This is a genomic window from Brevundimonas sp. (genome assembly GCF_013912005.1).
In the GTDB taxonomy this organism is placed as follows: domain Bacteria; phylum Pseudomonadota; class Alphaproteobacteria; order Caulobacterales; family Caulobacteraceae; genus Brevundimonas.
Genome location: NZ_JACESB010000008.1, coordinates 1 through 13014 on the forward strand (window position 1 = coordinate 1; position 13014 = coordinate 13014).

Consider the following 13014-nt stretch of genomic DNA (forward strand, 5'->3'; position numbering starts at 1 on the left):
CGGAAGGCGATGCGGTCCCGGCTCCGGCCGGGACCGACAGGCCGGACCTACAGAGCCGCCGGTCCCGCAAGGGGCCGGCGGTTTTGCTTTGTCCGACTGGCCACGGCCAGCCCGGGGGGCTATTGCGGCCCGGCTGTCACAGGAGATGAACCCGCATGCGCGTCGCGATGATCGGAACCGGCTATGTGGGGCTGGTGTCGGGGGCCTGTTTCGCCGACTTCGGCCACGTCGTGACCTGCGTCGACAAGGATCCGTCGAAGATCGACCGGCTGGAGCGCGGCGAGATCCCGATCTTCGAGCCGGGTCTGGACGACCTGGTGGCCCGCAACGTCGCCGACGGCCGGCTGTCGTTCGCCCTGGACGGGGCCGAGGCGATCCGCTCGGCGGACGCGGTGTTCATCGCCGTGGGCACGCCGTCGCGACGCGGCGACGGGCACGCGGACCTGTCCTATGTGCATGCGGCGGCCGAGGAGATCGCCGGCCTGATCGACGGCTTCACCGTGGTGGTGACCAAGTCGACGGTGCCGGTGGGCACGGGCGACGAGATCGAGCGGATCATCCGCGCGCGGCGTCCCGACGCGGACTTCGCCGTCGTCTCCAACCCGGAGTTCCTGCGCGAGGGCGCGGCCATCGAGGACTTCAAGCGGCCCGACCGGGTGGTGGTCGGGACCGACGACGAGCGCGCCCGCGAGGTGATGCGCGAGCTGTACCGGCCGCTGAACCTCAACGAGACGCCGATCCTGTTCACCGGCCGTCGCACCTCGGAGCTGATCAAGTACGCCGCCAACGCCTTCCTGGCGATGAAGATCACCTTCATCAACGAGATGGCCGACCTGTGCGAGGCGGTGGGCGCCGACGTGCAGCAGGTCGCCCGCGGCATCGGGCTCGACAACCGGATCGGCTCCAAATTCCTGCACGCCGGCCCCGGCTACGGCGGCTCCTGCTTCCCCAAGGACACCTTGGCGCTGGTGCGCACCGCCACCGACGCCGGCAGCCCGGTGCGGCTGATCGAGACCACGGTGGAGATCAACGACGCGCGCAAGAAGGCCATGGCCGGCCGCATCGCCGCGGCCCTGGGCGGGGACCTGTCCGGCAAGCGCATCGCCCTGCTGGGCCTGACCTTCAAGCCCAACACCGACGACATGCGCGACGCGCCCTCGCTGGACGTCGCCCCGGCCCTGCAGGCCATGGGCGCCGAGGTCCACGCCTTCGATCCCGAGGGGATGCATGAGGCGGCGAAGCTGCTGGACGGGGTGGTCTTCAAGGACGGCCCCTATGAGGCCGTCGAGGGCGCCGACGCCGTGGTGATCCTGACGGAATGGAACCAGTTCCGGGCGCTGGACCTCGACCGGGTCAAGGGCCTGCTGCGCCAGCCCGTCATGGTCGACCTGCGCAACATCTACCGCCCCGAGGACATGCGCGCCCGCGGCTTCCGCTACAGCTCGATCGGGCGGCCCCGGGCCTAGCGGGCGGCGACCCGGATCAGGGGGGCTTCAGCCGCCCCGGCCGCCGCCGCCTCCGGCAGCAGCGCGCGGCCGACTCCGATCACCAGGGTGGCGGTGACGACGGCCGAGACCGCCGCGATGGCCGCCAGTCGCGCGCCGGCGATGAATTCCTGATGGTCCGGCCGCACGCGCTTCCCCCGATTCCCCGCCCCCCGTATCCAGCATTCGCGGCGACAGGCTGCAAGTCACGGAACGGTGTCCGGTCACGAAAAGGGGCGCCTCCTTGTGGGAGGCGCCCCTTTCGCTCCGACGGCGCCGGCGATCAGCCGCGGAAGGGGCGGATCAGGATCTCGACCCGGCGGTTCTGCGCCTTGCCCGCGGCGGTGGCGTTCGAGGCGATCGGGGCGCTCTCGCCGCGGCCGTCGACGTACAGGCGGTCGGCGAGCACGTTGCGGCTGACCAGGTACTGGGCCACCGACGAGGCGCGGCGGCGCGACAGGTCGAGGTTGTAGTCCTCGGCGCCGTCGGAGTCCGCGTGGCCGATGATGTCGACGACGGACTGGTCGTAGCGGTTCAGCACCCCCGCCACATCGTCGAGGGTCGCGTAGAAGCGCGGGTCGATCGACGCCTGGTTGGTGGCGAAGGTGACGTCCGCCGGCATGCGCAGGACGAGATTGTCGCCCTGCCGCGCCACGCCGACGCCGCTGCCGGACAGCTCGGCCTCGAGCTCGCGCTGCTGGCGGTCCATGTAGGCCCCGACGGCGGCCCCGCCCAGCGCGCCGATGCCGGCGCCGATCAGGGCGTTCTTGCGGCCCTCTTCGGAGTCCGAAGTGTTGGTCAGATAACCGAGCAGCGCCCCGCCCAGCGCGCCGGCGATGACCCCGGTGCCCGTGTTGTTGCGGCGCGGCGTCGAGCTGTAGGGGTCGGTGGTGGTGCAGGCGCCCAGGAGGGCGGCGACGGCGACGCCTGAGATGGCGAGTTTGGCGCGCATGGGTCGATCCTTCTTCGTGATTGGAGTTGCGGCTGGAACGCCGCGCTTACGGTCAAGGTTCCAGTCTGTACGGAAGCTGAACGCTTCGGGCGCGGCGATCGTTCGCGGCGGCCGGCTTTGCCATCGGGGCCCCGGCGGGCGTATGGAAGCCGCGATCAAGACCTGAAGGGCTCTCCCGTGACCGTCACCGCCACTCCCGGAACCGCCGACCTGTCCGCCCGCGGCATCGAGCCGGTCTCGATGCGCCTGTACGACGCCGACTTCCAGGCCTTCTCCGACCGCCTCGGCGCCTCCTTCGAGCGTTACGGCTTCGCCGTCGTCGCCGACCACGGCCTCGATCAGACGATCATCGATGCGGCCCTCGACGACGCCAAGGCCTTCTTCGCCCTGCCGGAGGAGGTGAAGCGCAGATACCACCAGCCGGGAACCGGCGGGGCGCGGGGCCTGACGCCGTTCGGCGTCGAGGCGGCCAAGGGCGCGACCGCGGTCGACCTCAAGGAGTTCTGGCACGTCGGCCGCGAGCTGCCCGAGGGCCACCCCTACCGCAAATACATGCGCGACAACGTCTGGCCGACCGAGGTCCCCGGCTTCCGCGAGCACCTGTACGGCATGTACTCGGCCATGGACGCCCTCGGCCGTCGCATCCTCCGCGCCATCGCCCGCCACCTGCAGCTCGGCGACGACTATTTCGAGGACAAGGTCCAGCTGGGCAACAGCGTGCTGCGCATGCTGCACTATCCGCCGGTGCCGGCCGATGCGCCGGGCGTGCGCGCCGGCGCCCACGAGGACATCAACGTCATCACCCTGCTGCTGGGCGCCGAGGAGGCGGGCCTGCAGCTGAAGGACGCCGACGGCGAATGGCTGGACATCGCGCCGCCGCCCGGCGCCCTGGTGATCAACATCGGGGACATGCTGCAGCGCCTGACCAACCATGTGCTGCCCTCGACCACCCACCGCGTGGTCAACCCGGCCCCCGAGCGGCGCGGCTTCGCCCGCTACTCGACGCCCTTCTTCCTGCACTTCAACCCGGACTTCGTGATCGAGAGCCTGCCCTCGACCGTGACGCCGGAGAACCCCGACCGCTACGCCGGCAAGCCGATCATGGCCGAGGACTACCTGACCGAGCGGCTGCGCGAGATCCGGCTGATCTGAAGCCGGGGGAAAGGGGCGGCCGTCGCCGGTCGCCCCCGGCGGCGGCCGGCTATTTCGAGATGCGCAGCTGGGTGATGTCGCGGCCGATGGCCGCGAAGGCCTCGGACAGGTCCCCGCCGTTGGCCGGCAGGAAGAAGTTCGCCGGAGTGGAGGCGCAGTAGGACAGCAGATCTGCGGCCTGCCCGCCGTTATCGATCTGCAGGCCGACCGTATAGACCACCACCCCCTGCGCCTTCATGCCGTCGCAGAGCGCCTTGCTCTGCACGAAGGGGTTCGCGTACTGCGCCGAGCCGCCCTGGGAGCAGTCGATGCGGCTCGAGGCGCTGTACACGCCGCCGCCCCAGTTGTCCGGCACGACCCCCGAGCAGTAGGGCGTGTTGAACTCGCCGTCCGTCATGATGACGACCGCCTTCAGGGTCTCGCGCGTGTTGTAGGGCGCAGCTCCGTTGGAGGGCCACAGGCTGTTGAAGTTGGGCGACACCATGTACCAGCCCCAGCCGATGCCGATCTGGCCGGCGGTGGAGCCTGCGGGTTCGAAGTCGTCGATGACGGACTTCAGCGCCGCCGCGTTGCTGGACAGGGGAACGATCTCCGCGTCAATGCCGCACTCTCCCGAGGTGCCGGGATAGTGCCGCCCGACCCGCGCCCCCGACGGCGCGGCGTCGGTGTAGGCCTGGGCGCCGGAGCGCTCGGTGACGCATTCGTCGCTGATGCGGTGGGTGCGGATGTCGCCATAGACGTTTTCGAAGGCGAACCAGGTGCAGCCGGCCTGGGCGCACCACGCCTTGCCGCCGCCGGTGTAGGTGTTGACCTCGTCCGGCTCGAGGTCGATCGTGAAGGTGTTGCTGGTGCTGTTCCCGACGAGGAAGGTCCGGTTGTTGAGCTGCGTCATCCCCGAAACGTCGCTGAACCGGACGTATTCATTGTTGCGCAGCCCGTGCCCGGGCGCCGTCACCACGACCGAGCAGTCGCTGGTCTGACACTTCCGGATCGTGCCGCGACTGTCATAGTTCGAGTAGTTGCGGCTGTTCACGACATTGCCGGACAGCGTTTTCAGCTGGAAGGTGTCGGTCGTCGGGTTGTGGACGATGAAGGCCTTGTCGTTCAGCTGCGTCATTCCGCGGACGCCGCTGATCCAGATCACATCGTTGGCCGCAAAGCCGTGGCGGGAGGAGGTGACCACGGCGGGGTTGGCCCTGGACACAGCCGAAATGGAGCGCGCCGAGTCGGCCACCGACCAGGAGGCGTTGGTGACGTTCACATAGGTGGCGGCCGGTCCGCGCGCGTCGTCGGCCAGGTTTCCGACGTTGACCGCGGAGGAATAGGGCACCAGGGCGACCTTGGAATAGTAGGGCGTCTGAACGGGCTGGACGACGATGTCGACCAGTTCCTTGGCCGCGGCGATCAGGTCCTCGATCCGGGTGCCTTCCGCCATGGAGCCGGTGACATCCAGCACCAGGGCGACCTCGATGTTGCGCGACGAGCGGTCGACCTCCGAGTGCGCCCCCACCGGCAGGTAGTCGTCCATGAACTTGCCGTAGGGCGGCAGGAAGATGTTGGCCACCAGCGTCTTGACGTTGACCTTCGAGTTCGCGACGACGACCTCGTCCTCCAGCACGAAGGTGGTGTCCGCTTCCAGCAGGGTGATGCTCGGATAAGCCTTCAGGTTCGCCTTCAGCGCCGCCATGCCGACCCGCTGGATGTCCTCGTTCCGGACGTAGGGCGAGCGCGCCGCCGCCAGCGCCGCGGCGTCCAGCGCGTCCTGCAGGTTCACGCGCACCGTGGAGGCGCGGTGGATATCGACGCCGCCGACGGTCATCAGGATCAGCACGGGGAGGCTGAGGCCGAACAGCATGGCCACGTTGCCGCGCGTTTCCTGCGCCATGCGGCGGGCGAAGGCCGCGATGCCTCGCGTCGTCCGTCCGATCCAGTCTCCAAACAGCATGGGCAGCCCCGATCATCATCGCGGACGCGGTGCGCCCACGATCGGTCAGGGATGATCGCCCCCTTGGGTTAAGGGATGCCGACCGGCGAAGGTTAACGCCGGTCGCGCCCGCGGCGCGGTTCAGGCGCTCCAGCCGCAGTCCTTGCCGCGGTTCTGCCGCGTGAGCCAGGCGTTCAGCGGCGCGAAATACTCCGCCACCGCCGAGGCGTCGTTGCCCCGCTCGCCGGTGAAGGCTTCCATCGCCTCCGGCCACGGCCGCGACTGGCCCATCTCCATCATGGCGTTGAAGCGCCGGCCCACCTCCTCGTTGCCGTAGATCGAGCAGCGGTGCAGCGGGCCGGTCCAGCCCGCCTGCTGGCAGGCCGCGCGGTGGAACTGGAACTGGTAGATGTGGGCCAGGAAGTAGCGGGTGTACGGCGTGTTGCCCGGGATGTGGTACTTGGCGCCCGGATCGAAGGCGTTCTCCGGGCGCGGCCCCGGCGGCACCAGACCCTGGTACTTCAGCATGTTGGCCGTCCAGGCTTCGTTGTAGGCGGCCGGCGTCGTCTCGCCGGAGAACACGTCCCAGCGCCAGCGGTCGACCATCAGGCCGAACGGCAGGAAGGCGATCTTGTCGAGCGCCATCTTGAGCAGGAAGGGGATGTCCTCCTCCTCGCCCGGCACCGTCTCAAGCAGGCCGATCTGGTTCAGATAGGTGGGCGTGGTCGCCGAGAGGCCGACGAAGTCGCCGATGGCCTCGTGGAAGCCGTCGTTCGCGCCGTTCTTGAACAGGAACGGCTGATCCTTGTAGGCGCGCTGGTAGTAGTTGTGCCCCAGCTCGTGGTGGACGGTGTAGAAGTCGTCCGCGTTCACCTGGGTGCACATCTTGATGCGGATGTCCTCCTCGTTGTCGAGGTCCCAGGCCGAGGCGTGGCAGACCACCTCGCGGTCTTCCGGCCGGGTGATCATCGACCGCTCCCAGAAGGTCTGCGGCAGCGGCGCCAGCCCCAAGGAGGTGTAGAAGCCCTCGCCGGTCTTCACCATGCGTTCGGCGTCATAGTCCTGCCGTCGGAGCAGTTCGGTCAGGTCGTAGCTGGACTCGCCGCCGGCGGCCGGGGCGACGACGTCGTAGATGTTGCCCCACTGTTGCGACCACATGTTGCCCAGCAGGTCGGCCCGGATCGGCCCCTCGTCCGGCTGCACCGCGTCGCCGTACTTCTCGTTCAGCCGCCCGCGCACATAGCAGTGCAGGTTCTCGTAGAACGGCTTCACCTGCTCCCACAGGCGGTCGGTCTCGGCGGCGAAGGCGTCCGGGTCCATGTCGTAGCCGGCCCGCCACATGGCGCCGGTGTCGGCGAAGCCCAGCTCGCGCGCCCCCTCGTTGGCGATCTCCACCATGCGGGCGTAGTCCGGCGCCATCTGCGGCGACACGGTGCGCCAGCCTTCGTACAGCGCCTTGGTCTCGGCCGGATCGCGGCTCTCGGCCATCAGGATGCTGGCTTCGTCGAGGGTGATCTCCTCGCCCTTGTACTCGAACTTGCCGGTCGCATAGGTCGAGTCGAGACGGGTGGTGATCTCGGCCAGCTCGGTCGCCGCGCCCGGACGGTTCGGGGCCGGCAGGACGATGCCGAGGCGCAGCAGGTTCAGCTTGCGGCGGACGTCTTCGGGCACCCGGACGTCGTTGAAGGCGGCCGCCCTGTTGGCCAGCTCGACCTGCAGTTCGGTGTATTCGGCGTTGATCTTCGACTCCAGCCACATGGTGTCGAAGGTGATGTTGGTGGCGCGGGTCCACTGGATGCGGGCGGCTTCCTCGCTGAGGGCCGCGAGGCGCTCTTCAGCGCTGGCCACGAAGGCGGCGGCGCCCTCGGCGGTGGCCGGGAAGTCCTGTGCGGCCGCGGCCTGCCCCGTCGCCGGGGCGGTTTCCGTCGTCGGGGCGGCGTTCGCATTCGCCATGGCCATCCCGGCGCAGGCGGCGAGGCCGAGGCCGAGGGCGCAGACGGCGGCGGCGGTCATCAGTTGGCGCTTCATGCTTCCTCCTTCGCGGCCGTTCCGCCGCTTGTCCGCGGCAAGGGACGCGAGCGGAGCCGTGAGGTCAAGCGCGGCCGTTCAGTCCAGCACGCAGGCGGCGAGGCCGTCGTTGCGCACCGTTCCCATCGCCGCCTGGATGCGCGCGGCGCGGCGGCGCACGTAGGGGCCGGGAGCGCTGGCGTTGTAGCGCCGCGGCGACGGCAGGATCGCCGCCAGCCGGGCCGCCTCCCGCGGCGTCAGCTCGTCGGCGCCCTTGTCGAACCAGTGACGGGCGGCCGCCTCGGCGCCGTAGACGCCCGGCCCCCACTCGGCGACGTTGAGGTAGACCTCCATGATCCGCCGCTTGCCCCAGACGGTCTCGATCAGGACGGTGTAACCGGCCTCCAGCCCCTTGCGGATCCAGTCGCGGCCCGGCCAGAGGAAGACGTTCTTGGCGGTCTGCTGGCTGATCGTCGAGCCGCCCCGGATGCGGCCGGAGCCGCGCTTCTCCGCCCGCGCATTGGCCTTCAGCGCCTGTTCGATGGCCTTCATGTCGAAGCCGCGGTGGCGGCAGAAGGTCGAGTCCTCGGCGGCGATCACCGCCTCGACCAGACGGGGGGAGATGTCGTCCAGCGAACGCCAGCGCCGCGACAGGCCCTCGCCCTCCAGGGCCCTCTTGGCCATCAGGAAGGTGACGGGCGGCGGCACGACCGCATAGGCGGCCACGCCCCCGAGCAGCACCAGGGCGATGGCCAGGACAGCCGTCAGCAGCGGCCGTTTGCGTCTCGGGCGCGGCGGGGTCGTGTCCATGGCTCGATCTGGCCTGCGGGCGTCGCCGTATGCAAGCCGCGTCAGACGTCGACGACGCCGGCGTGGCCGTCCTCGTCGGCCCAGGCGACCCGGCGGGCGTCCTCGCTCATCGCCAGGGCGACGACGGGAGCGCCCCGCTCGGCCTTGAGGAAGTTCAGCCCCTGTCCGGCCGGGTCGGCCAGCCAGACGCGGCCGTCGCTGAGCCCGGCGGCCAGCACGCCGTGCTTCGGCCGGGCGGCCACGAGGGCGACGTGGCTGCCCTCGTCATAGCCGATCTCGGTCGCCTCCCGCCCCATGGGCCCGTTGGCGCCGATGAAGGGCCACAGCACCGCCCCCTGGGCGCCGGAGGTGGCCATCAGCTGCCCGTTCGACAGGAAGGCCACGGACTTCACCTTGGTCGGGTAGCCGCCCATGCGCAGGTTCTTCTGGTCCTTCAGCCGCCAGCCGTGCAGCTGGTTGTCCTGCATGGCGGTGACGACGAAGGCGCCGTCGGGGGAGAAGGCCACCCCCGTGTGCGAGCCGGCCCACTTCAGCAGGGTCGGCTTCTGGTCGGCGATGCGGGCGAACCACAGGGCCGCGCCGCCGTAGGTGGACGTGGCGATACGGCGGCCCTTCGGCTCGAAGGCCACGCCGGAGACGGTGCGCTCGTGCTGGAAGTCGCGGCGGAAGTGGGCGTCCTTGGCGTCGATCACCGACAGGGTCCGCCCGTGGGAGAAGGCGATCAGGCCGCTCTCGGCCGAGGCGTCGATGGCGTCGATCCAGGCCCCCTTCGCCGTCGCCAGCAGGCCCGCCTCGCCGCGCCGGTGCCAGATCACCCGGCCGTCGTCGCCGCCGGTGACCACCCCGTCGCCCGATGGATGAAGGACGGCGCACAGGATGGCGCCGTCGTGGGCGACGCTGAACGCTCCGCCCTCGAAGCGGACGGAGCCGTCGCCCAGGGCGAAGGCGGCGCCGGCGCGGTCGAACAGGGCCGCGGTCGGCTGGGCGTCGAATTCGAAGCGGCTCATGCGTCGCCCTTGTGGGTCTCGACCCAGCGGCGGGTCATCAGCTCGGCCGAAGCGTAGGCCTCCTGCAGCTCCACGCTCCAGTAGGCGAGACGGTCCAGCGGGATCGGCCGGTCGGAGACGGCGCAGCGGACGAAGTCGCCGGGCTGCAGGATGTCGAAGTCCGGCGTGTCGTAGCGGAGCACGGCCTCGCGATGCGGACGGGGCAGCGGGTTCACGCGGCGGCTCCGAAGTTGGCGCCCGGCGCCTTCGGCCGGCAGCGGATCAGGCGGGAGTCGGCGACCGCCGCCTGACGGTGCGCCACCGCGGCCTGGTATTCCGGATCCTTCAGCATGCCGAGGAAGGCCTTCGCGTCGGGATAGACGGCGATGAAGGCCAGGTCCCACCGCTCGTCGGCCGGACCGATGACCGTCAGTTCGGGAACGCCGAGCCAGATCTGGCGTCCGCCGGCGCGGGCGAACGGCGCAGCCGCCGCCCGGCCGTAGGCGGCGTAGGCCTCGGCTCCGGTGCGGCCCGCGCCGGCGTCGGCGTGGTCCGCGGGGTAGGCCGCCGCCGCGCGGAAGCGCAGCAGGTTGATCATGGCGATCTCGCCCTCGACCGGCAGCTCCCGGAACAGGGCCATGGCCTCCCGGGTGGGATCGACGTGACCGCCGCTCATGCCGCGCAGGCCTCGAAGCCGGCGCGCAGCTCGGCCTCGTCGAGGTCGCGGCCGATGAAGACCGCACGGGACCAGCGCCGCTCCTTCTCGCCCCACGGCTTCTGGAGATCGCCCTCGAGGATCATGTGCACGGCCTGGAAGACCAGCCGGCGGTCCTCGCCCTTGACGTCGATGATGCCCTTGGCGCGCAGGATGTTCTGGCCCTGCGATCCCAGCAGCATGTCCAGCCATTGCGTGAATTTCTGTCCGTCCAGCGGCCGGTCGAGCGACAGGGCGACGCCCCTGATGTCGTCCTCGTGCGCGTGTCCCCGCGGGCCGTGGTGGTGGTGGTCGTGGCCATGATCATGGTCATGGTCATGGTGGTGATGGTCGTGGCCGCAGTGCTCGTCGTGCACGTGCCCCTCGGCGCCGTGCGGCGGGTTGACGAAGTCCGGCCGCACCTCGGTGATCCGCTCCAGGTCGAAGGCGTGGACTCCCAGCACCTGGTCCAGCGGCACGTTCGCGCGCTGCGCCCGGGTGATCGGGGCCAGCGGGTTCAGCGCTCGCAGGCGGGTCTCGACGGCCGTCAGCTCCTCCCCGGAGACGAGGTCGGTCTTGTTCAGGATGATGCGGTCCGCGAAGGCGACCTGCTCGCGCGCCTCCTTCGAATCGTCCAGCCGCGCCATCACGTGCTTGGCGTCCACCAGCGCCGTCACGCTGTCCAGGACGGTCTTCGCCTTGACCTCGTCGTCGACGAAGAAGGTCTGCGCCACGGGACCCGGGTCGGCCAGGCCGGTGGTCTCGACGATGATGGCGTCGAACGCCGGCTTGCCCGGGCGCTGCCGCTTCATCAGGCCGCTGACCACCCGGATCAGGTCGCCGCGCACGGTGCAGCAGACGCAGCCGTTGTTCATCTCGAACACGTCCTCGTCGGCCCCGACCACAAGGTCGTTGTCGATCCCGATCTCGCCGAACTCATTGACGATGACGGCGTAGCGCTTGCCGTGGTCCTCGGTGAGGATCCGGTTCAGCAGGGTGGTCTTGCCGGCGCCGAGATAGCCGGTGAGGACGGTGACGGGGATCTTGCCTTGGGCGGTGTCGGTCATGGCGCACCATCTAGGAGGGGCGGCCCGAGGATGAAAGAGACTTAACTTGCGTCCGGCCGCGCGGCGGCGGTTCATCACGGCATGATCTCGCTCCTGCTCGCCGCCGACCTGACCTGCGCCGCCGCCTTCGAGGCCCTGCGGACCCGCGATTCGGTCGAGGCCGTCTATGTCGCCCACGTCGCCTGGGTCCGCGCCGACCCCGGCGACGGCCAGCCGCGCTGGTTCCTCGTCGACACCGGCGCGAACCGCAGCGCGCTGGACGCCGGGGTGGCCCGGGCGCTCGGCCTGCCCGACGAGGGCGGGACCACGGTCGAGGGCGCCGGCGGCGTGGTCGAGGTCTCCAGCACCACTGTGCCGCGCTTCACCTTGGGACCGGTGACGACGCGCCTGTCGCCGACAGTCTCCGATCTCTCCGGCCTGTCCGGACCGAACGGCGAGCCGGCCGCGGGCATCCTCGGCTCCGACCTGTTCGGCCAGCGGGTGCTGACCCTGGATTTCGCCCGCGGGCGACTGGCGCTGGCCCCGGCCGGCGAAGCGTCCGCGACCGCCGCCGCCTGCGGCCGCAGCGCGCCGATGCGCGACGACAACGGCATCCCCCGGGTGACCGGCGAGCTGGACGGACGACCGATCGACCTGCGCTACGATTCCGGCGCCGGCCTGTTCGACGATCCGCACCTCTGGATCAACCTGTCGCAGCCCCAGCACGCGGCGATCCTCGACGGCCGCGATCCGGGCGAGCCCCTGGAGGTGCTGGGCGGGAGCGGCACGGGCGGGTCGGTGCGCCTGCCGGTCCATGCGGCGGAGCGCTTCCGCCTGGGCGGCATCGAATGGACCGGGCCGCGGCTGATCATCCAGCCGCCGCAGGGCTACTTCGCGCGTCCCGAGGCGGTCGGCTTCATCGGCAACGCCGCCTTCCGTCCGTTCGGGATGGTGGTGATCGACTATTCGCAGGGCCGGCTGACGGTGCCCCCCGCCGGCTGATCAGCAGGTCGGGCAATCCGGCAGGGGCTCGGCTTCCAGCTGCAGCGTCGTGTGGCCGATGCCAAACCGGCTGCGGATCAGCGACTGGGCCTCGACGAGCAGGGCGGCCGCGTCGGGCCGGTCGTGGCACAGGTGGGCGGTCAGCGCCGTCTCGGTGGTCGACAGGCCCCACACATGCAGGTCGTGCACGGCGCTGACGCCGGGCAGGGCGAGCAGGGCGGCGCGCAGGGCGTCGAGGTCCACCCCGGCCGGAGCCGCGTCCAGGGCCAGGTCCAGCGAGTCCCGCAGCAGGCTCCAGGTGCCGACGAGGATGACGGCGACGATGCCCAGGCTGACCAGCGGGTCGACCAGCGACCAGCCCGTCAGCCAGATGACTCCGCCCGCCGCCACCACGCCGATGGAGACGGCCGCGTCGGCCAGCATGTGCAGGTAGGCCCCCCGGGCGTTCAGGTCGGCGTGCTGGTCGCGCATGAACAGCAGGGCCGTGCCGAGGTTGATGACGAAGCCGATCGCCGCGACGGCCATGATCAGGCCTGACATCACCGGGGCCGGCTCGGCCAGGCGGCGGACCGCCTCGAAGGCGATGGCCCCGCAGGCGAAGATCAGCAGCAGGGCGTTGGCGAGGGCGGCGAGGACGGTGGCCTTGCCGTAGCCGTAGGTCTTGCGCGGACTGCCCGCGCGCCGCGCCAGCCAGGCGGCCCCGCCGGCCATGGCCAGCCCCAGCACGTCGGAGAGATTGTGACCGGCGTCGGCCATCAGCGCGGTCGAGCCGCTGAACACCCCGGCGCCGAACTCGATGCCGACGAAGGCGAGATTGACCACCAGCCCCACCGCATAGCGCCAGTCGCCGGTGTCCACCGGGCCGTGATGGTGGTGATGGCCGTGCGCGCCGTGGTCGCCATGGCCGTGGCCGTGGTCGTGGTCGTGGCCGTGGCCGTGCTGGTGGGCGTGCGCCAT

General features: G+C 70.6%; 13 protein-coding genes. 3 read left to right on the top strand and 10 right to left on the bottom strand.

Annotated features, from left to right (window positions below):
- Window positions 1-155: 155 nt before the first annotated feature.
- A complete protein-coding gene (locus tag H2038_RS07480; protein WP_292111166.1) occupies window positions 156-1466 on the top strand; it encodes a UDP-glucose/GDP-mannose dehydrogenase family protein in 1311 nt (436 codons plus the stop codon).
- Here the strand turns inward: H2038_RS07480 and H2038_RS07485 are convergent.
- Window positions 1463-1633, bottom strand: coding sequence for a hypothetical protein (locus tag H2038_RS07485; RefSeq protein WP_292111168.1), 171 nt, complete (start codon window positions 1631-1633; stop codon window positions 1463-1465). The genes H2038_RS07480 and H2038_RS07485 overlap by 4 nt on opposite strands.
- Window positions 1634-1767: 134 nt before the next feature.
- On the bottom strand, window positions 1768-2436 hold the full coding sequence (locus H2038_RS07490) for an OmpA family protein (RefSeq protein ID WP_292111170.1): 669 nt from the start codon (window positions 2434-2436) through the stop codon (window positions 1768-1770).
- A gap of 240 nt (window positions 2437-2676) precedes the next feature.
- Between H2038_RS07490 and H2038_RS07495 the strand changes: the two genes are divergently transcribed.
- The gene (locus H2038_RS07495) at window positions 2677-3588 is read left to right on the top strand and encodes a 2-oxoglutarate and iron-dependent oxygenase domain-containing protein (protein ID WP_292111421.1); all 912 of its coding nucleotides are present in this window, start codon (window positions 2677-2679) and stop codon (window positions 3586-3588) included.
- A gap of 49 nt (window positions 3589-3637) precedes the next feature.
- On the opposite strand, the gene H2038_RS07500 is transcribed toward H2038_RS07495, so the two are convergent.
- From H2038_RS07500 to H2038_RS07530, 7 genes are all read right to left on the bottom strand, one after another.
- Complete coding sequence (locus H2038_RS07500) at window positions 3638-5533, bottom strand: TadE/TadG family type IV pilus assembly protein (RefSeq protein ID WP_292111171.1); 1896 nt, start codon at window positions 5531-5533, stop codon at window positions 3638-3640.
- Window positions 5534-5653: 120 nt separating this feature from the next.
- Entirely contained in the window at window positions 5654-7540 is a 1887-nt protein-coding gene (locus H2038_RS07505) for a M2 family metallopeptidase (protein WP_292111173.1), read from the bottom strand.
- Between the two features lie 78 nt (window positions 7541-7618).
- Window positions 7619-8329: a monofunctional biosynthetic peptidoglycan transglycosylase gene (gene mtgA, locus H2038_RS07510; protein ID WP_292111175.1), complete on the bottom strand. Its 711-nt coding sequence runs from the start codon at window positions 8327-8329 to the stop codon at window positions 7619-7621.
- 41 nt (window positions 8330-8370) lie between these two features.
- Window positions 8371-9336 carry a WD40 repeat domain-containing protein gene (locus H2038_RS07515; RefSeq protein ID WP_292111177.1) on the bottom strand — a complete coding sequence of 322 codons (966 nt, stop codon included), beginning with the start codon at window positions 9334-9336 and terminating at the stop codon, window positions 8371-8373.
- Window positions 9333-9551, bottom strand: coding sequence for a DUF2093 domain-containing protein (locus H2038_RS07520; protein ID WP_292111178.1), 219 nt, complete (start codon window positions 9549-9551; stop codon window positions 9333-9335). The genes H2038_RS07515 and H2038_RS07520 overlap by 4 nt, the downstream gene beginning before the upstream one ends.
- Window positions 9548-9991 (bottom strand): DUF1330 domain-containing protein, encoded by a 444-nt coding sequence (locus tag H2038_RS07525; RefSeq protein ID WP_292111179.1) that lies wholly within the window; start codon window positions 9989-9991, stop codon window positions 9548-9550. Before H2038_RS07525 ends, H2038_RS07520 begins: the two co-directional genes overlap by 4 nt.
- Complete coding sequence (locus H2038_RS07530) at window positions 9988-11076, bottom strand: GTP-binding protein (protein ID WP_292111181.1); 1089 nt, start codon at window positions 11074-11076, stop codon at window positions 9988-9990. The genes H2038_RS07525 and H2038_RS07530 overlap by 4 nt, the downstream gene beginning before the upstream one ends.
- A gap of 81 nt (window positions 11077-11157) precedes the next feature.
- Between H2038_RS07530 and H2038_RS07535 the strand changes: the two genes are divergently transcribed.
- Window positions 11158-12057, top strand: a complete 900-nt coding sequence (locus H2038_RS07535) for a retropepsin-like aspartic protease (protein ID WP_292111182.1) — start codon at window positions 11158-11160, stop codon at window positions 12055-12057.
- Here the strand turns inward: H2038_RS07535 and H2038_RS07540 are convergent, their stop codons facing one another.
- Window positions 12058-13014, bottom strand: a complete 957-nt coding sequence (locus tag H2038_RS07540) for a cation diffusion facilitator family transporter (RefSeq protein WP_292111183.1) — start codon at window positions 13012-13014, stop codon at window positions 12058-12060.

What these genes read in the sequence shown, in the direction of transcription:
- H2038_RS07495 (WP_292111421.1), top strand. Translation starts at nt 2,677, where the DNA reads ATGCGCCTGTACGACGCCGACTTCCAGGCCTTCTCCGACCGCCTCGGC.
- mtgA (WP_292111175.1), bottom strand. Translation starts at nt 8,329, where the DNA reads ATGGACACGACCCCGCCGCGCCCGAGACGCAAACGGCCGCTGCTGACG.
- H2038_RS07525 (WP_292111179.1), bottom strand. Translation starts at nt 9,991, where the DNA reads ATGAGCGGCGGTCACGTCGATCCCACCCGGGAGGCCATGGCCCTGTTC.
- H2038_RS07480 (WP_292111166.1), top strand. Translation starts at nt 156, where the DNA reads ATGCGCGTCGCGATGATCGGAACCGGCTATGTGGGGCTGGTGTCGGGG.
- H2038_RS07500 (WP_292111171.1), bottom strand. Translation starts at nt 5,533, where the DNA reads ATGCTGTTTGGAGACTGGATCGGACGGACGACGCGAGGCATCGCGGCC.
- H2038_RS07515 (WP_292111177.1), bottom strand. Translation starts at nt 9,336, where the DNA reads ATGAGCCGCTTCGAATTCGACGCCCAGCCGACCGCGGCCCTGTTCGAC.
- H2038_RS07490 (WP_292111170.1), bottom strand. Translation starts at nt 2,436, where the DNA reads ATGCGCGCCAAACTCGCCATCTCAGGCGTCGCCGTCGCCGCCCTCCTG.
- H2038_RS07530 (WP_292111181.1), bottom strand. Translation starts at nt 11,076, where the DNA reads ATGACCGACACCGCCCAAGGCAAGATCCCCGTCACCGTCCTCACCGGC.
- H2038_RS07505 (WP_292111173.1), bottom strand. Translation starts at nt 7,540, where the DNA reads ATGAAGCGCCAACTGATGACCGCCGCCGCCGTCTGCGCCCTCGGCCTC.
- H2038_RS07540 (WP_292111183.1), bottom strand. Translation starts at nt 13,014, where the DNA reads ATGGCGCACGCCCACCAGCACGGCCACGGCCACGACCACGACCACGGC.
- H2038_RS07535 (WP_292111182.1), top strand. Translation starts at nt 11,158, where the DNA reads ATGATCTCGCTCCTGCTCGCCGCCGACCTGACCTGCGCCGCCGCCTTC.